The organism is Niastella sp. sgz303648, assembly GCF_059587045.1.
This window is the reverse complement of sequence record NZ_JCAPSW010000009.1, coordinates 125,730-152,291: the sequence shown is the minus strand read 5'-3', so window position 1 is coordinate 152,291 and position 26,562 is coordinate 125,730. Positions and strand designations below refer to the sequence as shown.

General features: G+C 46.6%; 11 protein-coding genes. 2 read left to right on the top strand and 9 right to left on the bottom strand.

Features of this window, described 5'->3' with window-relative positions:
* Nucleotides 1-15: 15 nt before the first annotated feature.
* Entirely contained in the window at nt 16-477 is a 462-nt protein-coding gene (locus AC59IL_RS25105) for a hypothetical protein (RefSeq protein WP_496554963.1), read from the top strand.
* A gap of 103 nt (nt 478-580) precedes the next feature.
* Here the strand turns inward: AC59IL_RS25105 and AC59IL_RS25100 are convergent, their stop codons facing one another.
* Nucleotides 581-2,515, bottom strand: coding sequence for a Kelch repeat-containing protein (locus AC59IL_RS25100; RefSeq protein WP_496554962.1), 1,935 nt, complete (start codon nt 2,513-2,515; stop codon nt 581-583).
* Nucleotides 2,516-2,873: 358 nt separating this feature from the next.
* Between AC59IL_RS25100 and AC59IL_RS25095 the strand changes: the two genes are divergently transcribed.
* The gene (locus AC59IL_RS25095; protein WP_496554961.1) at nt 2,874-3,452 is read left to right on the top strand and encodes a hypothetical protein; all 579 of its coding nucleotides are present in this window, start codon (nt 2,874-2,876) and stop codon (nt 3,450-3,452) included.
* A 204-nt stretch (nt 3,453-3,656) separates the two neighbouring features.
* On the opposite strand, the gene AC59IL_RS25090 is transcribed toward AC59IL_RS25095, so the two are convergent.
* From AC59IL_RS25090 to AC59IL_RS25055, 8 genes are all read right to left on the bottom strand, one after another.
* On the bottom strand, nt 3,657-8,411 hold the full coding sequence (locus AC59IL_RS25090) for a LamG-like jellyroll fold domain-containing protein (protein WP_496554960.1): 4,755 nt from the start codon (nt 8,409-8,411) through the stop codon (nt 3,657-3,659).
* A 231-nt stretch (nt 8,412-8,642) separates the two neighbouring features.
* Nucleotides 8,643-10,436 (bottom strand): RagB/SusD family nutrient uptake outer membrane protein, encoded by a 1,794-nt coding sequence (locus AC59IL_RS25085; RefSeq protein ID WP_496554959.1) that lies wholly within the window; start codon nt 10,434-10,436, stop codon nt 8,643-8,645.
* A gap of 48 nt (nt 10,437-10,484) precedes the next feature.
* The gene (locus AC59IL_RS25080) at nt 10,485-13,607 is read right to left on the bottom strand and encodes a SusC/RagA family TonB-linked outer membrane protein (protein ID WP_496554958.1); all 3,123 of its coding nucleotides are present in this window, start codon (nt 13,605-13,607) and stop codon (nt 10,485-10,487) included.
* Between the two features lie 41 nt (nt 13,608-13,648).
* Nucleotides 13,649-15,361 (bottom strand): RagB/SusD family nutrient uptake outer membrane protein, encoded by a 1,713-nt coding sequence (locus AC59IL_RS25075; RefSeq protein WP_496554957.1) that lies wholly within the window; start codon nt 15,359-15,361, stop codon nt 13,649-13,651.
* A gap of 11 nt (nt 15,362-15,372) precedes the next feature.
* The gene (locus AC59IL_RS25070; RefSeq protein WP_496554956.1) at nt 15,373-18,411 is read right to left on the bottom strand and encodes a SusC/RagA family TonB-linked outer membrane protein; all 3,039 of its coding nucleotides are present in this window, start codon (nt 18,409-18,411) and stop codon (nt 15,373-15,375) included.
* Nucleotides 18,412-18,958: 547 nt separating this feature from the next.
* On the bottom strand, nt 18,959-21,490 hold the full coding sequence (locus AC59IL_RS25065; protein WP_496554955.1) for a zinc-dependent metalloprotease: 2,532 nt from the start codon (nt 21,488-21,490) through the stop codon (nt 18,959-18,961).
* Nucleotides 21,491-21,511: 21 nt separating this feature from the next.
* Entirely contained in the window at nt 21,512-22,882 is a 1,371-nt protein-coding gene (locus AC59IL_RS25060; RefSeq protein WP_496554954.1) for a RagB/SusD family nutrient uptake outer membrane protein, read from the bottom strand.
* A gap of 13 nt (nt 22,883-22,895) precedes the next feature.
* Nucleotides 22,896-26,552 carry a SusC/RagA family TonB-linked outer membrane protein gene (locus AC59IL_RS25055; protein ID WP_496554953.1) on the bottom strand — a complete coding sequence of 1,219 codons (3,657 nt, stop codon included), beginning with the start codon at nt 26,550-26,552 and terminating at the stop codon, nt 22,896-22,898.
* Between the last annotated feature and the right edge of the window lie 10 nt (nt 26,553-26,562).

Below are 26,562 nucleotides of genomic sequence, written 5' to 3'. Positions count from 1 at the left end.
TACAAAAAGACCAATATGAAAACAACAAAAATAAATATTCCCCGACCTTGCTCCTTTGGCTGGGACAATATGACTTTGACGGAAAACGAAAAAGGCCGGCACTGCTCCTCCTGTAACAAAATAGTGGTTGACTTTACAAAAATGACCACAGATCAGCTTATCGACTTTTTTGAAAAAAATAAAGGAACAAAGGTTTGTGGTCACTTTAAAACAATTGACACTACTTCACACACCTGGTTTCAAAGACCTATATTAAATTTATATAATCATATTGGCAATACCTACCGACAAGGTGTTGTTAAGACGCTCGGACTTTTTGTGGTTGGCGTTATGATGACAATGACCGGGTGCGCAGACCAAACGGAAGGAGAAGTGATGGACCCAAATTACCGTGACACTTTATCGCATGCAGACTCTGCAAAAGCCATGACACCAGACACGACCAGGACTACACAAATCAAAAATAACGGCAACTAACACGGGTTGTAAACTCTATCAAAAGCGTTTTCATGGTAAAATAAAAAGCATCCCGCCCATGGCAGGATGCTGTGAATTAAAGAAGGTTTTGAAGAAATAACGTTTACTGTTTTACAACCGTAAATACTTTACCGTTCGAAAGCTGAAGCCATACCACCCCGTTGGGCAGATTATGCAAATCAATTTGCTGCTGCGGGCTGGTTATACGAATTTCCTTCACCAACCTGCCACCTGCATCGTATAATTTAACAAGGGTATTCAGCAAACTGTTATCGTTCGTTTGCAAAACAAGGTTGTTGCCTGCCGGATTTGGATAAACGCTGATACTACTGTTGCCTGTAACGCCCTGCACCAAAATAATCCGGGAGTAAGTCACAAATCCATCCACATCTTCGGTTTTTATCCGGTAATACCAGGAAGCACCATTGGGGTGATTGTCTGTAAACGAATACCGGTTATTACCGGTTCCTGCTGCGGCAACTATTCCTACAACCCTAAAATCAGTTCCGTTGCTGCTTCGTTCTATCCTGAACCAGGCCGTATTTAATTCATCTGTGGTTTGCCACAACAGCAGGTTATCATTGCTGTGATGCATGCCCTGCAGGGAAATATCTCTTAAAGGCAATGCATTCAATATGCTGAATTTCCAAAGATCATTAAAATCGCCGGCAATGCCGGTAGTGCCGCCGAAGATCCAAATATTGCCGGCGCCATCTATCCATCCGCTCTGACCGTCACGCCCTCCTGGTTTATTGGTAGCAGCCCCTACACCTTTTGTGCCGTACACGCCCGTGCTGCCTAATGTTTTATCACCGCTTACCCAGGTCCATTTGCCGGTAGAAGGCGTATATGCCCACAGGTCGTTCAGCTCACCTGCAGACCCTGACGCGCCATATCCCACTCCGCCAAAAAACCAGAAATTACCATTGGCGTCTGTCATCTCGCTTTGCCCCCACCGTGCTCCGGGTTTATTGGTAGTAGCCCCTGTACCCGCCGTGCCATAAACCCCGCTATTGTTTTGCGTATTATCGCCACTGACCCAGGTCCACTGGCCGGTACCCACATCATACTTCCACAGATCATTATAAAAGCTTCTGTTGAAGTTAACATCAGTACCGCCCCCAAAGATCCAGAAATTTCCGCTGGCATCTACCCAGGCGCTGTTACGCCTTCTGGGGCCGGGCTTATTGGCAGCGTCTGCAATGCCCCGGGTCCCATATACGCCGGCGGGCCTCACCGCATCATCACCGCTAACCCAGGTCCATTGACTGGTAGTGGTATTGAACATCCATAAGTCGTTTAGTTCCCCACCACTATTGGGGGTGCTGTTAAATCCGAACCCGCCAAAGATCCAGCAATTACCGCTGGCATCTGCCCAGCCTGTTACATCGGTTCGTGCTCCGGGTATATTCGTTGCAGCCGCTATTCCCTTTGTGCCGTATACTCCTAAGGTGCCTGAGGCATTTTGTTGTGCATCGCCACTCACCCATGTCCACAAACCGGTAGCAGGATTATACTTCCATAAGTCATTCAGGGTCGCCAGGTGGCCCCCGCCATCAACGCCAAATCCCCCATATAGCCAGAAATTTCCGGCGGCATCTGTCCAGGAGGCTTGTCCATATCTTGCTCCAGGTTTATTAAGGGCGTCTGCCGCCCCTTTGGTGATATATAGCCCACTGTTGTATGTACTATTATCCCCGCTTACCCAGGTCCACTGGCCGGTGGCTGTAGTATACTTCCACAGATCGTTATAGTAATCCGTATTATGATCTTCGCCGCCAAAGATCCAGAAATTGCCATCGGCATCCACCCATTTACTATTATAGTCCCTGTTGCCGGGCTTATTGGTGGCGTCAGGTATTCCCATCGTTCCATAAACCGGGGTATTATTTGTGGTACTATCGCCACTGACCCAGGTCCATACATTCGTCGTTTGAGCGTTTAATTTAGTAAGTACTATAAAAGTGGTTAATAAGAAAACGGATTTCCTAAGAAAGTTTTTTTTACATAAATCTTTGAAAAGTAAAGGTGTCATCATAGCCTATCGGATTTTATGAGGTGGGCAAAATATTTAGCGGCGCAAGTAACACTATTACCAAACGTCGGTTGCATTCGCCCGATATATATGATAAAGCCTTATACTCTTTTCGCTTCAACTCAACAGTTATTAAATAAATTGTTTCTCCAATAAATACTACTTAATAGTTGGTGTATTGCAACTATGAAAACTTATTGTTTAATTACCTTTCCGATATACTCACTACTCCTCCCTGCACAACATCGACCAACACAAAAGCTTGTTAAATTTCGTATGCAGGAGCGCAGAATTATGAGTATGCCGACATAATTTCTATATTACGTCATACCCAATGCGCGCTCAAAATTCATGAATGCTTATGAGCAAATTTGCTATTATTATACTCCTGCTGTGCAGTCAATTAACCTATGCTCAAAAAAATATACTTGAATTTAAAAAGGGAAAAAAAGTTATTGCCAGATATTGGCAGGGTACAGAAATAGCCTTCCTGTTACAAGATGAAGAATGGCAAAAGGGCATCATCAAAAAAGTCACTAATGATTCTATATATATCCAGCCTTCAGTAGTTCACTATTACCTGATGGGTACAGACACCTCAACATTCAATACAAGAGGTTTTTGTATAGCCGAAATTCGCGCTATGCCTAAGAAGGGTCTTTTAATAGACTTTAAAGATGGGCGCTTCCAAATATCCAGAACAGGAGGACACATACACTGGTATTGGGTAAAGAGCGGTGTATTGTTTAGAGCTGGAGCGGCCCTATATTTGGGCGTGGCCCTGATAAACGGACTTACTAAAAGTGAAAACAAAATAACAGCCGGCGAAATTGCTTATAGCGCCGGTGTATTTGGTTTCGGTATGCTGCTAAAATATTTATATCACCCTTATCTGAGAATTGGAAAAAAATATCATTTTAAAGTATTGAGCTTATCCTGAACCTTTACAATGAAAATTAAGGCTTCGCACATGCGCATCCTTCGGTTACGCTCAGGAAAAAAAGCTCCGCACAGCAAACCGAACAGTTATCCGGAAACCGAATAGTTATTCCCGAAGCTTTTTCTGCAAAAAAAGAGGTTGCCTCAAAATATGAGACAACCCCCTTGCTTTTACAAACCGATTGCTTAAAATAAAAAAAGCGTACTACTCCTTCACCATTTTTTTGATGATGTGCTTTTGCCCATTGACCACCTGTACGTAATACATACCGGCGGGCTGGTTTTCCATAGGTATATAAGTTGTATTGTTCACCAATGACTTTGAAAAAACGAGCATGCCCATGGCGTTGTATACATGGAGCGTTGCGCCCGTATTCAGGCCATTTAACTGAACAATTAGTTGTTGCTGCACCGGGTTGGGATACAGCCTGATCAGTTTGTCATCCTCGCTGGTAACAGCAGGCACTTCGGTAAGTACGGTTGTGACTGTTCGCGCCAGGCCGTTCGCAAGATTGCTGATATTCTCATCGCTCAGGGCATAATTGTATATCCTGAACTCATCTACCGAGCCGTTCAGCAAAGGATCAGAAAACTGCGATTTACCAATATAATTCAGGCTCGTGCTTCCCAGGTCGGATGGGTTAATGGTCATGCCTGTATTGAAGGCCACCCGGGTGCCATTGATGTACAGGCCAACGGTGTCGTGCGATCGCTTTATAACGAGGTGCGTCCAGGCATTCAATGTCCAGGTATATGCATAATTCACCTGCTGTTCCGAGCCACCATTCTTAATAGTGAAACGAACGGTAGATACTCCTGAAGAAACGCTCGCCTGGGGCGTTAGGAACATGTATTGCGAAGTGCCTGTACCGAAATCGAAGATGCGCATCCAGTTAGAAAGGGCATCCATTCGTACCCAGGTTGAAATGGTGAAATCGTTCAACGGTGCAACCAGCCCCGTACCCAGTGATACATAGGAAGTGGAAGTACCATCCAGCTTTACCGAACCGGCGCTGTACCCGGTATCGTGGGCAGCCGTTGCAGCCAGCGTGCCATGGTAACCGCCCCACGTATCACGGGCAAAGGTACCTGATGTTTCATTGAAGCTGATGTACAGGTGCTGACCGGCAACCGGCGTACCTGATAATACGGATGTTTCAGGGCTGCGTCCTGCGGCATTATACGCTACTATTTTGTAGTAATACGTAGTGCCATTGGCAGCGGTTTTATCTTCATAACGCACCGCATTTATATTGGTTGCAATAATGGTATATGTACCGGTGGCGCTGAGCGCGCGCGATATCTCGTATTTCGCATCGTACCGGAAATCCCAGGTCAATGCTATCTGATTATCGCCCGAAGCTGCATTCGGATTGAGAACGGATGTGGGCGCCACCAATGCATTCGTTGTCAGTTGCAGCACCGTTGAGTTGGCGCTTTCACCGGCCGAGTTCAGAGAGGTAACCACATAATAATACGTAGTGGATGGACTCAAAGCCGTATCCATGTATTGCAACAAGGTGGTCCTCGATGCAATGGTAGTGAAAGGTCCGCCGGCGCTCAGCGACCGTTTCAGGTTATAAGAACGCGCATTGGTCCCTGCATTCCACAGTATAGAGTCTTGCGTTGCAGAAAGAACGGTACCGGTGAGGCTGGTGGGCGCCACGGGTACGGAATCTCTTACTATTACCAGGCTTCTGCCATAGGCATATGTTGTTCCATCCATTGCATATGCTTTTATGCGATAAGTGGCTTTGTCAAAAACACTGTCAACAAAACTGATTGTACTGCCAATTGCATAACCGGTAAACGTATTGATGCCAATGAAACCGGTATCCCTGCCATCGATCAATCTTTCCAGAATATATTTCGAACCCGTTTCTCCGTTCATATCCGTGAACGTAATCGTGGTTTTGAAATAATCATCGCTATTGATGCTGTTCGCCAAAGGTGGCGCCACCAGTTGCCAGGTATGTACAAAGGCTTTTTGCGGATTGTATGCAAAAGCCGATTTATCGGCCGCATAATACTTACCGGCAGGGGTAAGCGTATCGGCCAGTACCAGCGACCGTTTGTATTGTACCCAATCGTATTCTGCATAACGTTCAACAAAGGAGGCGGTATCCAACACCTGTAAAATACCTTTGATATCGCTCAACTGTTTCTGAAGCGCCAGCGTGGTATCGGTGGGCCAGGTTTCGGTGGTCCAGTTGGCGCCATTGTTCCATTCGGTGATCCACAGCGGACGTTTTACCCGGTCGTAAATAGCTTTTAACCTGCTATACCATTGTGAAGGCGTTTGTCCACCCCAGTAGCAGTGAATGGCCACGTAGTCTACCCGGTAGTTCAGTGAATCGGTTTTAGCCAGGAAGTTGGTGATCCAACTGCTTTCGGGGTTGGCCGGTGCAGGAGAACCGATGCGGTAACCCGAATGCATGAAGTCGGGCCAATAGCCCACGGCCTGGTCTACTGTCAGGTTCGACTGGTCACTCTGATCAGGCTCATTAAAGCCGGAAAGATGGTTGATACCTGTTTTGCTGTTTATGCTGGTCCAGGAAGGCCATCCGCCATTTTGCCTGATGCCGGCATAATTATAATTGCTGGCAGAGCTTCCGGCAATATTCCAATCGTAATACCAGGTGCAATTCAGTTTATTGGGATCCCAGCCGGCCTTTCCTTTTTTGCTCACCCAATCCCATTTGAACACCCTGATAAACGACACGGTGGTATCCAATCCCTGCGGCATGGAGTTAACAATAAGGTCGCTGTCGTTGGCAACGAATACGCGGCTGTAGCCCGAACCATCTGCATTATTGGCCATGGTGGCCATATATCCCCGATGCAGTTTGAACGACCGTATTTTGTTATCGAATGCGGCGAGGCTGTCGTGATAGGTATTTATTTCATACGAGGTGGTATTACCCGCCAGGCCGGGTTGTGTAAATACTTCGAGGGCAGCCTGCGAAGTAACATTACCATTTGGAATAACCGCTGTTCCGTTTTTATAAATGGCCACGCGCACATTGGCATTATTGGCTGCCGATACCCCGTTGATGGTCACATTACTGAGCCAGTTGGCCGTCACTGTTGCAGGCGGCACGTTGTCGAAGAACAACCAGGCGTCGTTCGAGTTCAGCGCCACGGTAGAATTGATCAACGGCGAATAATCTCCTGTAAGGTGCAGTTCGGTTTTACCGGGTACAGTGAAATTGGTATTGAACGTTGGCAAATAAGAAGCCGATGTACCGGTAACGGTTACGTTTTGTGTTGCTCCCGTAACAATACCTGCCGGCGCATAAGCGCCATCTTCATAGGTGACCGAAGTAATTTGCATATCTACAGCGCCCGTAGGATAGTTCTTTCCAAAAATAAAACGGGGTGTTGCTGCAAAACGGCTTACCGATAACTCGGCAATGGAATAAAGGGCAGTGGGCCCGGTAAAAGTAATATAATAGGTGCCGGATGTTGGCGCCGTAAAAATAAAGTCACTCTTTTTGAGGTTCCTCGCCGTTGCAGAGGTAGTGAGCGTTTGGGTGGCAATGCGACCGCTGGCTGCGGTGGTGGTACCAATGCCTACCGTCATAGCCGAGCCGGCCGTACCATTCGATACATAGGCATACAACAGAGAAAAGTCGTAGGTGGTATTGGCATCGAGCTTTACAGGATAACTGTATACCGTACTGCTATAGCTGCCGTCCCAACGAAGGTACAGGATGCGGCCGGTATACGTGGAACCATTGTAGGTATGCAGGTTGCTGCCCGATGATGAATTTACATCGAGGTAGCGCGAGGTACCGGCTGTAGTGGCATTGGCCGCTGCAAACAATGAAGAAGATGTGGGGTTCAATATCCACCCGTAGTCACCGGGCTTGCCGGTGTTATCGGGCAAAATGCCTGCCCAGTTGGGAATAAAATTTGAGGGCGCATTTTTGTTTAGTGATAACTCCCCGATAGAGAACAATCCCCAGTCGCCCGTGATGGTTATATAATACGTACCGGCCGCCTGCGAAGTAAATACAAAGCTTTCCCGGTTCAATACGCGGGTGCCGCTGGTAGTAAATACATGCGAAGCAATGCGGCCGCTAACAGCGGTGGTTGTGCCGATGCCTGCCGTCATGGTTTTAGTGCCCGTTGCATTCGATACATAAGCATGCAGCATGGAAAAATCGTAGGTAGTGTTTGCTTCGAGTGTAACCGGGTAATAATAAACCGTACTGCCGATTGAACTTCCGTCCCATCGTAAGTAAAATAACCGGCCGGTATAAGTGCTATCGAGATAGGTGTGCAGGTTGCTGCCCGATGAGGAGCTCACATCGAGGTATCTCGATGTACCGGCGGTAGTGGCATTGGCCGTTGCAAACAAGGTAGTGGAAGTTGTTCCCGTATACCCCCAGCCATAATCACTGGGATAGCCGCTATAACTACTACTGGTTGCATTACCCGCCCAGTTGGAAATAAGCGTGGAACCGCCTTTACCGGTATTTACCACCGTATCGATCTCTGCGCCTGCGGCAATGTCTTTTATTTGTGAAAGGGGTTGCGACTGAATATAAGCCCCGTTTTGATAAACGAACGCTGAATCATTTTTAACGGCAACACGAATGGTATAATCCTGGGCTGCATTCGAAGCCGTCCATGCGGTGGTGGCGCTGATCGGCGCCGTGTACTTCAGGTTAACGGCATCCAGCGAAAGGCGAAAGCCTTTTGTTAAAGTATTGCGGGCTTCAATATCCATTCCACGTCCGGTAGCGGAATTGACCCTACCCACCAGCTCAAGGGTGTACGCAGACGGAAGCGTATGTACTTTGATGGCAGTATCTTCCTGGGAAGAATTTGTAAACGTTTTCGAGGAAAGAAGGGTTTCACTGAGTGTGCCCTTCGTGGGAAGATTGGGCGCCTGAGCAACCACGTTCAACCGGCACAGGCAAAGGATAACGAGCACGAATAAAAGTTTATTCATACAGCTTGATTTATCGTTATTAAATGGTATTATCTGATCGAAGGGTTTATTTAATTACCCGGCTTTATGTTCCATCAACGGAAAGAGTTATTGAAATAAGAAACCGGGCTAAAGCGAATAGATTGGTACACCTCATATGATTATGGATTCATTTTAAAATAAGCCGGGAAGAAGAATCTTGCCCGGCCTGAACAACTGCTATATGAAAACAAAATTCGAAGCTACTGACACTCACCATCCCGGGTTCTGTACCATCAAAGGCATTTTCCGTATTTCAACATCCGGTATCGGCAACAGGTACATTTCAGGGCGAAATACGTGTTGACGAATGGTATTTTCAACGGCGTAGGTAAAAGTTAATCCAACGCCGGTGGTCAGTGAACCGGTCGATCCAACACGGGTCACGTGCATGCACCGGTTATAACCAATCGCAGTGCCATTGTACAAGGTCATGGCTATCTTCCAGCGGCGAATATCATTCCAGCGATGATCTTCATAGGCCAGTTCAATCCTTCTTTCATTCTGAATAAAGGCGCGCATTTCGGCCTGCGTCATGCCGGCATTCATGCCATACATGTTGTCGCTGCCAGGATTGATGCCTGCTCTTGCGCGTAACTCGACCAGTTTGGGATAAGCCAACGAAGTTTGACCGGTTTCATTGATCGCCTCGGCATAGTTCAACAGAATTTCGGCATAACGCATAATGGGCCATGTTCTGTCGGGGCCGGCGGCACTCCCCCCCTGCGCTACAGAGCTGTCGCACATTTTTCGTATATAGTACCCGGTGTTAGTACCTGCCACATATTTATCATTGGTGGAGCCTGTTCCGGTAAATGTCCATACGAAGTCCTGTACATTCGAGTTGGTAGCATACCTGCTTCCATTATAGATCAACGTATAACGGAATCTCGGGTCCCTGCCTTCAAAAGGGTTGTTTGCATCATATCCCGATGTGGCATCTGTAATGGCTTTCCCGTTTATCATGGGGAAACAAACGGCCAGGTCATGGGTTGCTTTTGTGTAATTTTGACCGCTGCGCGTTGACGGATTATACACGCCCTCGAAGTCTTTATTCGTGGGGCGGTACTTTCCGAAGATGATCTCGTTATTCACACGGGTAAGGAACAATTTATAGAACCCGAATCCGGCCAGCGTTGTATTGTCAACATTCAAAGAATAATAGCCCGAATTGATCACTGCCGCGGCCGCATCGGCAGCAGCCTGCCAATGGCTTACACTGTATGTTGGATAGCTTACTACTTTAGCAATGTTGGCATCGGTAGTATTGGCGCCGCCATTGAACAGCGGACTGGCAGCGTACAATAACAATCTTGACTTCAACCCCAAACAAGTGCCTTTGGTTACGCGTCCGTAATCGAGGTTATCATATCCTGCCGGGTAAGCGGCGCCAGGTGTTGGCAGCAGGGTTGCTGCCTCATCCAGTTCCGTTGAAACATACGTTACCATGTCGGCGTAATTCGAGCGTGGAATGTTGATCATATCAGATATAACAAATACCGTATCGCCCACATTCGGAACACCGCCATATGCGCTCATTAATTGCATATAATACCAGGCACGCAAACATTTTGCTTCGCCTTTTATTCTCGATTGCATGGCAGCAGACAAAGGGGTAGCAGGAAGATTTTTCAACAGCAGGTTACACCTGCGGATATTTGTATAGGGCACAGACCAAAAGTCGATCATCGTAGGGTTCGTGGTGCCCAGGTTGGTGGCCGATAAAGTACCCTGGTATAACATTACCGAAGGCCTGTAGGCGGCACTGTAAGTATATTCGCCATCATCCACCGATTGTTCGGTATTTCCGTGTGAGTCCCACCGCCCTTTATTGAAAGTGAAACCGATGTCGCTGTAAAGGCCATTCAAAAACTGAATGGTGCGCAAACTGTCGGAAAACACCTGTGCTTCATTAAGGCCTGTGGTCTTGTTATCAAGAAAGCCTTCCGATTTGGTGCAGTAAGCAAAAACGCTTCCTACAGTTAGGATGGTCAGTAACTTCTTCATATGCCTTTTATAATTGTACATAAGAATTAATGTTTGAAGTGTCATGGATTAAAAAGTAGCGCTTACACCAAAGTTGATCGTACGTTGAGGCGGATAGGTTACCCTATCGGTACCTGTAGTGATCTCCGGATCGAGCTGGTATAGTTTGCTCAGTTTTGTCCATGTAAGCAGGTTGTATCCATTGCTGTAGATCTTAATATCTCTCATCCGCATCCTTTTCATCCATGATGCCGGTAAGGTGTATCCAATTTCGGCTGTTTTCAACCGGATATAGTCGCCCGGCAGCAACCAGAAGGTAGACACGTTTGCGCGGGAATCGCTGATACCGGGAATGAATGTAAGCCGGGGATATTTGGCATTGTTGCCTAATTCAGGTGTCCAGGCCTGCTGGTGAACCGAAGTCAGGTTGGAACTGAAAGCCTGTATGGCCTCGGCTCCCCCACGAACATAAAAGTCGGCAGCGCCCTGGAAAAATACGCCTACATTAAATCCTTTGTAACGTACGCCGATCTGAATACCGGCCACCCTATTCGGAATATTGGAATAGCCCTGTACTTTCTGATCGTAGCCGTCGATCACGCCGTCGCCGTTCAGGTCGGCATATTTTAAGTCGCCGGGATGTACGGTTTGCCCGGGTTTGGGGCTTTTTGCGATATCGAGGCTGTCTGCGTAAAATCCAACAAACGTATATACGCGCTGTGTGTTAATACTGTGACCGGTATAGGCCATCCAGTCGTATTTATAAGAAGGTTCATCCTGTTCGAGGATTTTATTTTTCGCATAGGAATAGGTGCCCCTCACTGAATAGCTGAAATCCTTGCCAACCTTACCGGAATAGTTCAGTTCCACTTCCCAACCTTTGTTGTTTACCCGGCCCAGGTTTACCGGGGGAAGAGCCTGCCCAAAAGCAGCCGTTATGGAAGAGCTTCTGTCGGTAAGAATGTCGAAACGGTTATTATTGAAGTAGTCGACCGTTGCCGTTAGCTTATTGTCAAAAAGGGCCAGTTCCAAACCAACGTCGAGTTTCTTTTCCTTTTCCCAGCTCACAGCCGGATTACCTAATTTTCCTTCATAAACGGCAGCGCTGCCATTGGCGCTCGGGTTACCGAAATACACTGCATTGTTCGATGTACTCCAGGTAGGGAGATAGTAATAACTATAATTGTCACCGATCTTGTCATTCCCCACCAGCCCATACGAAGCACGTACTTTCAGGCGATCTACAAAATGAACATGATCCTTAAAGAATTCTTCTTCCGAAATATTCCATCCGGCAGAAGCTGCCGGGAAGAATCCGAAACGATTTTCTTTGGCAAAACGGTCGGATCCGTTATAGGCGCCGTTAAATTCCACCAGGTATTTTTGATGGAAGTCGTATCCTATCCTTCCGGTAAAACCCCGAAAGTTATTGGGTATAAAGTTGTAGTTGACGTCGGGATTATATTTTGTTAACGAATTCTGACTAACCAGAAATAATCCGTAAGCATGGTGTTCACCTCCGAATGTTCTATCGTAATTCAATGCGATCTGGCTGGTTATGTTCCGGATGGTGCTGCCATTGAAAGAACTTCGTATCAAACGCCGAACGCGATAAATATTCGTGTTGCGCGGCGAATAGGTATTTGTTACCGGATCGTAAATAAAGGAAGGGAAATCGCTGCCAATCATTGAAACACCACTTTTGTTTTTCGGATCACCATAACTGGAGGCATATGAAAGGGTACCTTTTAATGAAAGACCGCGGGTAATAAAATCGAGTCTCTGATTGATCACACTGGCCAGATTCATATTATTCTCGAATGTTCTTACGTAACCGAGGTAGGTCAACCGGCCCACTACATTATTTGCGTCGTAGGCAGTGCCGCCTACGCCCGGGCTTTTTTGCCACTGGCTGTACCCAAACGATCCATCGGGGTTATAAACAGGATATGCAAAAGGCGCCAGCGTTAAAAAGCTGCTGTAGTCATAAAAAAGATCGTTGTATCCATTCGGACTGTTTACCTGCGGCACGTTGATCTGACTGATATTACCGGAAAGGTCTAATCGCAGGTCGGTTGTTCTGGTCACTTTGATGTCGAGGTTCGAGCGATAGTTGTAACGCTGGTTGTAGAAGTTGTTGTTAACCCCTACCTTGCTGCCGAAATTCTTTAACATACCGTCCTGGTAAAGATACCCGGCCGAAATAAAATACTTCACTTTTTCGGTACCACCCGAAATATCAAAATTACCACGGTATTGCCGGCTGAATTTTTTGAACAATACATCTCTCCAGTTCACATCAGGATGCCCGTAAGGATCGGTATGGTCCCTGTAAGCAGCAAGGTCGGCATCGGAAAAATAAGCAGAGCCTCCATCATTTATACTTGCCTGGTTATATAGTTTGGCCGATTCGTAGGCATTGAGATAATGCGGCATAAGATCGGGCTGCGACAGGCTGTTTTCACCCCTGAAAGCGATTTGCGGGGCACTGATCTTACCTCTTCTTGTAGTTACCAGCACTACCCCATTGGCGCCGCGTACACCATATACCGCGGTTGTAGAAGCGTCTTTTAAAATAGACAACGATTCAATTTCATTGGGGTCGAGCCTGGCAAATTGATCATACGAAAATTCAATATCATCCACAACGATCAGCGGCGAGTTGCTGCCTGTATTATAGGAACTGACACCGCGAATATAAAAGTCTGCACCATCGGCTCCCGGCCGGCCGGTGGTCTGTTGAGAAAAGAAACCAGGCAACCTGCCCGCCAATGTGTTCTGAACACTGGCTGTGGGGTTATCGCGGAGTTCCTTACCCGCAACTACGCTCACCGCCCCGGTCAGCGTAGCTTTTTTCTGCCGTCCGTAACCAACCACAACTACATCCGACAAACCGCCTCCGCCGGGTTTCATCATTATGTGCACCTCACCGCTACCCACTTTCACATCCAGGTTTTCGAACCCAACCATCGAAAGTGACAATATATTAGATGTGCCTCTTAATGTAAGTGCAAATCGTCCTGAGGCATTGGTAGTTGTTGCGTTACCAAATACGCCTTTTTCAATAACATTAACCCCAACAATGGGAGAACCACTTGAATCCGACACGATGCCCAATACCTTGATCTGGGCAAAGGAAGTTACTCCGGCCAGCAGTATCGGTAGAATAATGTATATAATGCGTTTCATCATATTAGCTATTTGAAGAAGTTTTTAAATCCATACTGCCCCGGTTACCATCCTTCATTCTGGATCAGTTTTGGGTTTTTTAATATCTCATCATAAGGAATGGGCATATGGTATAACCTGTTTTGGAAAACCGGGTTCGCCACGGTTACCGTTTGGTAGGTAAGCGGCGTTCCATTCGTTATTTTCATACCGGTAATAGGTGCGTTCATCACTACATCGGCAATTTTCCAGCGGCGTATATCCCAAAAACGATGTTCTTCAAAAGCCAGTTCAATACGGCGTTCATTTCTTATAAGATCACGCATTTCTGTTTGCGTTATACCAGCCTTGATACCATAACGGCTATCACTGCCTGCAATAATGCCCGCGCGTGCCCTTAGTTTTATGATCTCTGCCACCGCATTTTCCACCTGCCCCAATTCATTCAATGCTTCGGCATTGGTAAGCAGAATTTCGGCATACCTGAAAATGGGGAAATTGTGGCTCTGGTTCGAGAAGGCGGTGCTTGTTGTAAAGTTGCCCAGGAATTTGCGCAGGTAATACCCTGTTCTCGTTTGTACCTGGGCCACTGATGGATTATCGGGCTTATCGGCGCCTCCCTGGTAAGTTTGCACGGCCCGGTTCAACCAGGTAAGTCCGTTATAAAAAACGGTGGCATCGAGGCGCGGATCCCTACCCGTGTAAGGAGCGGCGGCATTATAGCCCGAAGCTGCATCGGTAACAGCCAATCCGTTTTTCATGGGAAATGCATCTACCAGGTTTTGCGACGGACTGGTAAGCCCATAGCTTTGAACATTTGAAACAATATAACCAACCGGCGATTGTTGTGTTTCGGGAATGGAGTTGTTGGCGTTCTGTTTGGCAAAAATGATCTCGGTATTCTTTTTATTGATGAACACGTTGATAAAATTCGCCGGCGCCGTTCCGGTGGTAAGTAAGGTATAATAGCCCAGCGCTTTGAACTCTGTTACCGCATCTGCTACTTTCTGCCAGCGCGTGGCATCGGTAGTGGGATAACCGGTCAACGCTTTTTTCGTTGCATCGCTTTCAACACCACCTCCGTTAAATAACGGGCTGGCAGCATACAGCAATACGCGGCATTTCAAAGCAACGGCTGCCCCCTTCGAAGCATGCCCCCACTCTGCATCGGCGGCCGGATCGGCGCGTAAACTGTCTTTGATGGCCGTACACTCATTCACGATATAGTCAACGGTTTGGGCATAGGTAGCGCGCGGTATCTCTATGTTGTCGTTCAATCCCAATACCGTATCGCCCAGCAGCGGTACACCACCATATCTTTTCAGTAATTCCGAATAGAAATAGGCTCTCAGAAATCTTGCTTCGGCTTTCCAGTATTGCATGTTGATAGCCGTAATAGGCGTTCTTACAACATATTTCAGAAAAATATTCGCCCTGCGAATGCCATTATAAGCATTACTCCAATAAGGATCAGGATTATTGGTAAGGCTAACGGTGCCCTTTGAATAGCTCTCTACCGTTGCGTTCAAACGCGAAGGCAGGGCATCATCGGTACCGGCATCCAGATAATCGAGATCAAACGAGTTATAGCCGTTGGGCAGGTAGGTATAGATGTTATTCAAATCATTGGCCGTTACCGTACCATTTTTATCAAGCGAGTCGAATGTAAGTTCATATGTATACCAGTCTTTGGGCTGGGTTTCATATTTTCTGCAGGAGCCGGTCATTACCAGTAATCCCGACGCGAAGATTGAAAGGAATAAAATTGATTTTTTCATAAGCAGCCCTCTTAAAATTTAATGTTGAGTCCAAAGTTTACCAATCGTTGAACAGGATAACCGCCGATATAAGCCTCAGGATCCCTGTTGCTGAAATCAGCCGTAGCCCATGTCAATAGATTATATCCATTGGCAAACACCCGTACGGTTTGTAATCGTATTTTACGGATCAACGATTCAGGAAGCGAATACCCGATCTCTGCGTTTTTCAGTCTGATGAAATTGTCGTTCCGTAACCAGTACGATGACGTAGCATAGTTATTGGTGTTAGTACCATAGCTCAGGCGGGGATATGTAGCGCCTGCTGCATTGCCGGGCGTCCAGCGGCCAAGGTTCTCAGACCATGCCTGGCCTAAACCATAGCCAGGAAAAGCCCAGTAGCTGCTTCCGGCCAGGTAACCCTGGTAGTTTCTTACACCCTGCAGCACAGCGCTGATGTCGAAACCTTTCCAGGTTACGCCAATCGAAATTCCATAAAAGAAAAGCGGTTTGGTAGTGCCGATGGCGGTTTGGTCGTTCTGATCGATAACACCATCTGCATTCAGATCTTTGTATTTGACATCTCCCAATTGTGGTTTATAACCAACGGTGGTTGCGTGCGTGTTGATCTCGTCCTGTGATTGGTATAACCCTTCGGAAACGTATCCAAAAAGTTGCGAAACAGGCTGCCCTGTTCTTTTCATATAATCATAAGGGCGGTCTACTTCATCGGCATAAAGCACTTTGGAGCCTATGGTTGAAACATTGGCAGCGATAAAGTATTGCAGTTTGTTACTGGTTTGTTGCCAGGTTAACTGGCCTTCCCAGCCAAAATACCGGTTCTTTCCAATGTTTTCATCGGGATAATCGTTCCCCAGCAACGTACTGTTCTGGCCACGCTGCATTAAGATGTCGTAATACTTGTTGCGGTAATATTCTACTTTAAAGGCCAGTTGATTTTTGAGCACACTGCCGCTCAGGCCAATATTCAATTTGTTGGCTTTTTGAAAAGTAATGTTGGGATTGGCAAGAGTGCCTTCGGTGGTGGTTGAAACACCGCCAGCGCTGGTACCATAATAATAACCGGGCCCATCATTAAAACGGGGATAGTAAACGAAGTAGCCCGGTTTATCCCATCCCGTTTTGCCATAAGAGCCATATAATTTCAAAGCCGATACAAATGGAACGTTGGCCATGAATGCTTCCTGGTGGATATTCCATCCTAAACCAATGGCAGGAAAAATGCCCCGTTTGGTTTTGCCTTCGGCGGGATACCTGTTCGAGCCGTTGATGCCCCAGCTGGCATCGATCATATACCGGCCTTTATAAGTATAGGCAACACGACCCGAAGTTCCTGTGATGGTATAGGGCAGATCATAACCATTCGAATAATTATCGCGGTTAACCAGCACGATAGCATTTATACCATTATCGTTATTGAACGTTTTGTCGTAACCGAGACTGAATTCCTCATAATCGAGCCTGTTTTGAAAATCGATGCCATTAGAATTTCCCTGCGTACCATTGGTGCCGAATTGCGTATAAGACGCTCCGTTCTTTTGATACACGGCAAAAGCTTTTCCACGGTAGATCGTTTCAGAAAGACTTCCGTAATAGGCTACTTTGGCTTTGGTCCACAAACCGGGTAATAATTCATTCAGGGTACGTTTCAGGTAAACATTCACCAGCACATCTCTTTTGTAATTCTGGCGATAACCGGAACCGACCGTTTGCGCCCAGATATTGTTTTGGTAGATCTGGCTGCCACCGAAAGAGCCGTTCTGGTTTAAAACAGGATATGCATTGGCCGGCGTAGCCAGTAAACTTGAAAGTATTGAAGTGGTGGTTGCACCGGGCTCGTTTGCATTTTGAATGCGGCCGAGTAAATAAATACCACCGGTGAGTTTGGGTGTAATATTTACATCAACATTCGAGCGAATGACATAGCTCTTGAAATTATTGTTGGTGTTATAGGAATTGCTGTCGACCGTTTTAAAAAATCCCGATTGGTTCACATGTTCTACTGAAACAAAATACTTTGCGAACCTGCTGCCACCCCTTGTGCTCAATGTGTAGCGATTCATCATCGAAGTATTCTTCGTGATCTCTTTCCAGTAATTCACATCCGGATAAGTGTAAGGATCGGAATGATTTTTATAAGCATCAAGGGCTGTTTGAGAATAATATAACCCCGAATTAGCACTGTCTATGCCATCGTTGCGAAGCGCCTCATTGTGCAGCCGCGCATAATCATAAGCATTCACGGCCTTCGGATAACCGAGTGGCTGCTGAGTGGCTGTTTGTGCGGTCAATGAAACCTGTTGTTTTCCCTCTATGCCTTTTTTAGTTGTTATCAGTATGGCGCCATTCGATCCGCGTACGCCCAGCATGGCCATAGCGCTGGCATCTTTCAAAACGGTAACCGATTCAATTTCTTCGAGGTCGAATTGCGTAAGGCCAATGGATACACCAGTGACTACACCATCTATAATAATTACCGGTGCTTGTCCTCTTAAATTAAAAGAAGCGCCATCATAACCTGGCTGGCCGGAAATTTGAAACGAATGTAAACCGGCCATCCTGCCTGTGAGGGCATTTCCAAAACCTGTAACCGGCGATTTCATAAGGTCATTGTTATACACTGCATCCGTTGAAGCAACCGCCAGCCTCTGAGGCACGGTTGTATACAGCAATTGAACAGGTTGCGGACTTTTCAAAGGCACCAGCGTATATTCATAATCCAGTGCAATGGAAAAGGAAACGTCTTCGCCCAGCACATATTCTTTGTCTTTAAAACCGGCTTTGGAAATAATAATCGTGGCGCCGGAATTTGCCTCAATGATAAAAACGCCGTTTGGGTCGGTACTTGCAGTTATACCGGTACCAACTACTTTTACCAATGCCCCTGCTACGGGTGAATTGGTATAGTCGAATACAGTGCCGGTATACTTTTGGGCAAGCCAGTGGGCATGGCATGGATCAGTCGTTGTTTTGGCGGGTACAGCTTTTGACGAACACGTCAGCAACAGCGTACCACAAAAAAGAATAAAACGAATAAGCATCAATTTCATAAGCAGCTATTAATTATTAAAGAATGAATAGGATATCAGATGGGGTGAATATGTGAGTATGTGATTTCCCGGAGGACGGGGAAAGTAGCTATAGTTCATATGGAAGCAGTTTTGGTTAAAATCAGAGAATAAATTGCCAATCAGAGTAAATTTCTAAACAATTTCACCCCTTAGATGGGGGGTAATTCGTATAAATCAGGGGTGGAACTGTTACACCAGGGCAAAAACCCGAAAATCCAAGTAATTGGAGAATGGACGAGGGATCCATCTGTAAGCCTTATGTAACACATAAAACATTGCCATGGCAAAACTTTCGTGCTTTTGATCGCGATTAAACACAACGCTTTAAACGTAAGTACTGTAGAGGGTTTTAAATAAAAAGGCGCAATTAAATTGCACCTGGGTATCGAATAGGAATTTCTTCAAACCAATTAAGAGAAGATTTAAAGCGCCTATATACCGACCTGTGGAAGTCTTTACTTTAAAGAGTAAGGGCCAACCAAAAAGGAAGGCCCCTGTTTTTCATAAGGAATATGTTCAATAGTTTTTATCCTTTCTTTTCGGCGTTGAAATTGATGGTGATCCTGTTCTCCAGATCCTGCAGGTGCAGGCGGGTATATTTGTCAACAGCGCCGGCTTTGGCCTGTTTTACCAGCACCAGTATCTGTTTCAGGTTATCGCGTAACAATGCATACGCATCAGAGTTTACGTAGCTGTAACCGAAAGGTACTATCATGGCAGAGATATCGCCATCGTTTATCTGCGTGAATACCTGTTGCAATAAACGGCTTACATATGCTTTTTGCAAACCACGGCGGTAAACATCTACGCTTGTGCCTGCATATACCTCAGTGAAGATTGCTTTGTTCAGGTCCTGCAGCATTTCGCCGAGGGTGTAGGCTTTTTTGCCAGCCTCATTGTTTTGCTCCATCCACAACATACGGCCCATTCTGTTCCTTGAAAGAAGTGCTGTGATGATACTGTTTTGCATTTGACTTACCTCTGCCTGGAAGTTCATGCTGGTTTTGTTCAGCATGTCGTTGTTCTTTAACCACAAAGGCGTTGTAAACACATTGTGTGCAAGGAACTGTACGGCGTTCTTTTGCTTTTCGTAGCTGGTAGCTTCGTATACTGCACCACTTTGGGCGCCTACTTTATCGTTTCTTTCAATGCTGCCTACAATATTAGCGGCATGACCCAGATACAGGTTAAACTGGCTGTACAGGGTCTTGTACATGTCGAAAGGTTTTTCAAAATCCTCGTTGGCAACGGTTGCCCATTTCAGAATATTGGGTACTAATCTTTTCAGGTTCTTAATACCGTATTCACCTGCTTTTACCACATCATCGCTCAGATCTTCGTTCTGGCAACGATAGTCGGTAAGGCTTACTTCGCTACCAAACCACAAGCGGTTGTTTTTAGCCAGGCTATCGCTTACCACTTTAACCAGTGCTTTCTGCTCGTCGAACTCATTTTTGAATTCAGGGCGCCAGGTATAACCCCACTGAATAGCCCAGTTGTCGTAATCATTGATACGGGGGAACAGGCCTTTTTCTGAAATATGATCTTCGGGTTGGGCCACGTAGTTGAAACGGGCATAGTCCATAATAGAAGGGGTGTGGCCATGTGCCTCTACCCAAACTTTATCACGCAGTTTTTCAACAGGCACGGTAGAGCTGGAACCGAAGTTGTGCCTCAGGCCCAGGGTATGGCCTACTTCATGGCTCGATACAAAACGGATCAACGTTCCCATTAAGCTATCGCTCAGCTGCAGGTGCAGGGCGTTGGGATCTACGGCGCCACACTGGGCCATATACCAACTGCTCAGCAGGGCCATTACATTGTGGTACCAGAAAATATGACTCTCGATGATTTCCCCACTGCGGGGGTCAGCTACGCTGGGGCCCATGGCGTTGGCGATCACTGAAGGGCGGTAGATGATGGCGCTGTGCGTAGCGTCATCGATGCTCCAGGTGCTGTCTTCTTCTTTGGTGGGGGCTTCGCGTGCATACACGGCATTTTTAAAACCGGCTTTTTCAAATGCCTTCTGCCAGTCGTTCACCCCTTGTATTAAATAAGGCACCCATTTTTTAGGTGTTACGGGGTCAATGTAAAACACAATGGGTTTAGCTGGTTCCACCAGTTCGCCGCGTTTGTATTTCTCTACATCTTCGGGTTTGGGTTCCAGTTTCCAGCGTACTGCATATATTTTGTCTTCAACACCCTGTGTATTAGTTTCAAAATCGCGATGGCCTACTACAAAGTATCCCACGCGTTTGTCAAACAAGCGGGGTTGCATGGGGGTAGCAGGTAACAATACCAGTGAGGAGTTCAGCTCAACGGTATAGTTGCTGGCAGTAGGGTTCAAACCTGCTGTGTATGTTTTTACTGCATGTATTTCCACATTGGAAGCATAGGAATGAACGTAGTCGATATAACTGCGGTCGTTCTGCTGTGCACCCATTCCGGCGCGGTCTTTAAATTGTTTTTTCTGAAAATAGAGTACGTCGTTGTCGCTGTTCAGGAACTCCGTTACATCTACTACCGTAGCAGACGAGTCGGGTTTATAAGCGGCTACCGGGAAGGCGGCAGAAATAGCCAGTACGTTGTTCTTTTGTACGCTGGCAAACATGGGTTGGGTACTATCGCTTTCATACTCCATGTAAAAGATGCGGCGCAGAAACAATTTCCTGTTAGGGCCTTTTTCAAAACGGAACACGGTTTCACCGATCTGGTCGCCGGCATAACCGCTGCTGCCATTGCGCATTTCGGCGCTGGCTTTGGATACGCGGCTTACGATCAGGATATCCCTGCCGAGGATGTTGTTGGGTACTTCAAAAAAGAACTTGTCTTCCTTCTGATACACAGTTATAAACCCCTTGCCCGACTTCATGTCGGCCGTAATCACATCCTTATAAGGTTTAATGGCGGGCAGGGGCACAACAGGAGGTTTACGGGTAGTGTCTACCGGTTTTATCTTTGCTGTGTCTGCCGGATGTTTATGCTGTGCCTTTACATTCATTGCCATCAGTATACTGCAAATGGCAATAAAACTCATCTTACGCTTGGTAATAAACATAATGGTGTTTGTTAAAAAAAATTAGCGGGGGTTCTGCTCTATTTCAGGGTTTAGGAGAATGTATTTGTCTGCAATGGCAAACGTATACTCATTGCTGCCGGGCGCCAGCGTATAGGTAACGCCTTTGAACAGACGGCTAACGGTTGATATAAAACCATTGTCTTTTTGCAAACGGCGCTGATCGAACCAGCGGGCGCCGGTGCCCATCAGTTCCATTCTTCTTTCTGTGATCACCAGTTGCAGTGCCTGCTGTGCATCAATGGCAGTAAGATCGGTGTATCCTGTAGTTACCAAACGCTTTTTACGCAGGTTGTTCAATATGGTTAAAGCGGCAGCAGTGTTGCCGGCGCGGGCTTCACTTTCAGCTTTAATAAGCATCATTTCGGGCACTTTGGGACCAACATAAATGCCCTGGTTTACCAGGCGGTGTTTGTAATAACCGCGGTTGGTAAAGTTAGAGGCTGGTATATCAGCGCCTGCTTTGGTGAACAGGGTATAACGCAGGTCGTTAACGGGGTCGAACAGGATCATCAGGTCATTACTTAATGGTAATGTGGTGGGCGTACCATTAACAGTTTTGGAGAAAATATTCTCCGGGTCGTTCACTTTGTTGGGGTAGCTGGTGGGCACGGCTGCATACGCATTTAAGTCTACCAGTGTATTTTTAAGCTGCAGTGCACTGTCGGCATACAGACCGGCCTTTGTAAAGTCGCGTTTGTTCAGGTATACTCTCGAAAGTATGGCATATACGGCTGCCCTGGATGGATTGGTGATTACATCTGGTGTGGGGGCCAGGTTAGGGAGCGCCGTTTGCAGGTCGCTTACTATCTGATCATATACACCTGCTACAGGCACTCTTTTTAGGTTGGAACTGAAGTTGGCCTGCAATACAACGGGTACGCCAGGATCGGTATTGGCAGTAGTTTCGTCGTATTGTTTGGCGTAATTATTCACCAGGGTATAATAAGCATAAGCGCGATGTACCAGGGCTTCAGAGTAAGCTTTGATCTTGTCGGCATCGGTGCCGCCTTCGCTGCTCATTACTTCGTTCACGACAATATTGGTGTTGTAGATGATCGTATACTGGCTGGCCCAGTCCTGGTCTTCCTGTGTTTCCGCCCATATTTTGGGCAACCAGCAATAAACATAGCCTGCATTGAGGTTCAGGTTGGCCTGCCATGCTGTTCCGTCGGCGGTCCATACTTCATCGCTGGCATATAAAGGATACAGGTAGGTTTTTTCCATTAACTGGTAGCTGTTGTACAGCAGCCCCTGGTAATCTTTGGTGTATTTTAATTCACGAACGTTTACGGGAGATATTTCAACATATTTGCGACAGGCGGTCGTTGCTAATACTGCCAGCGCTGATATGGTATATAGTAACTGTTTCATTGATGACCGGTTGTTAGAATGAGCAATTAAGGTTGAATGTATAATTCACACTGGGCGGCAGGTTGGTAAAGTTGCTGTTATTTGCATAATCCGGGTCGATGCCTTCTTTATTGGCACGCCAGATGATGCCCAGGTTGCTTACCGTAACGTTGGCATTAATGGCTTTAAACACATTTATTTTTCTGAGCACCGATTGAGGCAACGTATACCCCAGGGTTAACTGCTGAAAACGGATGTTGCCGGCATCAAGCACATTGATGTCGGCACTTTTATACCAGTCAAGACTGTTGAAGTTTATTTTGGCTAAACCGGGTACTTTGGCCGTAGCTTCGTCGCCTGCCTGGCGCCATCTGCCAGCCAGTGCCTCGCTGTTGTTCAGCAACCCGGTTACACCACCGCTGCTGCTGGGATAGCCACTGGTGATATCCATCTTTCTGAATACATAACCCATATAGAAAGTGATACGGGCGGTAAGAGTGAAGTTCTTATATTGAACGGTATTGGTGAACCCGCCAAAATAAGGAGGGGTGGAACGCCCCATATACTTCATTTGTTTTTTGGTGGTGCTGCCTGCTAATGAGTTCAGTTTTTTACCGGTTGAATCGTACAGCTGAGTTTGCCCTACACTGTCAAGGCCAGCCCATGCATACGCCCACACATTGTCGTTAGGATAGTTGTTGTAAATCTGGTTAGCGGTAACGCTGCCGGTATTGTTGGCAAAGCGGTTATCGGTTACTTTATTGGTATTGAAGGCGAGGTTGAAGTTGGTAGTCCAGCGCCAGTTTGGTGTTTTTACAGGAACAGCTGTAAGCGCTGCTTCCACACCGTGACCTTTTAATGTAGCGGCATTCACCTGTAAGATGCTGAAACCATAGGTAGCGTTAACGGGCAGGTTATACAGGATGTTCTCTGTTGTCTTTTTGTATACATCTACTGTAAGGCTGATGCGTTCGTTAAAAAAGGCTGCATCCAGGCCAAAGTTGGCAGATTTGGTAGTTTCCCAGCCCAGCATAGAATTGGCTGGTGAGCCAATAGAAGAATATGGCAGCCCGGAGTATATATCTGATGAGCCTATGTTTACCGTGGTATAGTTTTGGCCACCGTTAGGCGCATTGCCGCCAACACCATAGGTGGCGCGCAGGCTCAGCCGGTTCAATGGATAGGAATTTTGCATGAACGGTTCGCTGCTCACATTCCAGCGGCCACCCACCGACCATAATGGCTGAGCGCGGTTCCTTCTGTCAACACCAACTATATTGGCATCGTCATAGCGTAAGCTACCCGATATATAGTATTTGTTCTTCCATCCATAGTCGAGCATGCCGTAATACGACAGGTATCTTCTGATGCTTCTGTAAATATAGTTGTCCTGTGAGCCAAGAGTAGTGGTACCCCCGCTTAATAAACTATAAGCTACCCCAGGGTTAACAACCACTGAAGAGCCAAGGTCTTCATCGTATCCATACAGCGTTTGCTGAGTTCCGGTTACTTTACTTTGCCTGATCTCCGAACCTATGATCGCATTAAAGCGGTGTTCTTTAAACGACTTGTTGATATTGAACTGTCCGCGTAAACCATAATCTTCGCCACGTATACCAGACATTTTATAAATGCCGCCTACAGGAATACCGTTTACTACTTTTTTGGTAGTGGTATTATAAGTAGTGGCCATGTTTAAGATCTGGCGGGTCTGGTAGCTGTCTTTGTTCTGCAAATTGTCCTGCTGATCGGTGCTGCGTTGCAACTGGCCTGATACTTCCACACTTAACCAGTTGGTGAGAACGCCTTTGGCAGATAACCGCATGCGAACAGTGCTTTTGGCATCAATGAAATTATTGTATTTCAATTCATCGATCGGGTTATAGGTCCATGGCAGGTAACCCAGGCGCGTAAAGCTATCGGTTACTTTTTTGGTGAAGTCGATGCTTCTTTGTATGGGGGCTCCATTTTCATCTGCCAGCATATCGTAAGTGCGCAAACCCATACTGCCAATGCTCATAGCATTAATGGCAGCTGAATTTAACTTGCTTTGGGCATAGGTGTAGTTGAGGTTGGTACCAATGGTCAGGCGTTTTTTAAAGAAGTCGTTGGTGGTATTGGAGGTGATGTAATAGTTCTGATTGGCGTTGCTTTTATATACCGGCACGTTGCGGGTATAATTGCCGGCAAGATACCAGGTACTGTTGTCGCCACCGCCCGACAGGCTCAGGTTGTATTGTTGGGTAACGGCGCGTTGCAACAGGTAATCTTTTATCTGGCTCCGGTTATTACGGCTGCCGAGTACATTTAGGATAGAATCGCGTTGTGCGGCAGTGATCTCGCCGCGTTTGGCGCGGAACATCGTATTAATGGCATCGCTTACTTCCTGGTATCTCCAACTGGTGGTAGGGTCGCCATACATATTCAGGTTGAATAGCTCTTTTTCAAGATCGATATATTCAGCGCCTGACATGATTTTGATGTTTTTGAAATTGGCCGGGTTGGAAACGCTCACCGTGGTATTCAGATTTACCTGCGGCGTTCCTCTTTTTCCTCTTTTGGTTTCGATAACAATAACACCATTGGCAGCCATGGAACCCCAGATGGCAGCGGCTGCTGCATCTTTTAAAAAGGTAATGCTTTCGATATCGTTGGGGTTAAGGGTGCTAAGGATGGCGTTACCGGTGCCGTTGATGATTTTGGAGGTAGCAGGATTTCCTCTGTCTACCGATGCACTGGGTATATTGGTGAGATTTTGATCAATGGCGGGAAAACCATCAATAACAACAAGCGGGGCAACCAGGCCGGTGGTGGCATTAAGACCATTCGTACCTCTTACCTGTATGCGATTGTTACGAACATCGAACAATACACCTGGCACTTTACCTTCCAAACGCTCCATAATGTTGGTAGAAGGACTGGCTTCAATTTCTTTGGAAAGTATCACATTGGCGGCGCCGGTTTGGGTGGCTTTGCTTTTTGACTGGTAACCGTTGTTCATTACTACTTCCACTTCCTTTTGCTCATCTGTAAAAGGAACCATGCTTAGGTGCACTGAAACCGGGGCGTCGGTTACTTTTACTTTTCTATCAACCCGGTTATAGGTAACGTGTGTAACGATGATGGTGTAGGAACCGGGGGATACTTCGGGAAAGGAGAAAACACCCTGCTCATCGGTATTAGTGTACCGGGGATTGCCCTGAGTGGAAGCAGTGGTAAGCGCCACTGCCGCACCGCGAATGGGTTTGCTGGTGTTTTCGAGCAGCGTGCCCGAAACGGTTTGTGTAGCGCCTGTTGCAGGGGCTTGTGGTACGGTGTCTACGCGTGTTATGGAGTGTTCTTTTTCCAGTATCACTACTGTTTTTTTCACAATGCTCCAGCTCAAAGGCTGGTCTTTGAAACACAGGTTCAGCACTTCTTCAAAGGGGCGATTGCTTACTTCCAGTGTTACTGGTTTGCCATTGCGAAGCGCAGCATCTTTATAAAAGAACTGGTAACCGCTTTGTTTTTTTAACTGTCCCAATACAAATTCCAGGGGACTGTTTTTCACATTCAGCGTAATGGTTTGCGCATACGTGTTGGCCTGTAACTGTAAGCAGGTGGCCAGGAGCAATAAAGCTGTAAACTTCATCATCAACAGCGTTTTTAGTGATGGATACGGCAATATTTTGCCGTTCGCCTGTAACTGCATAGTTTTGGTT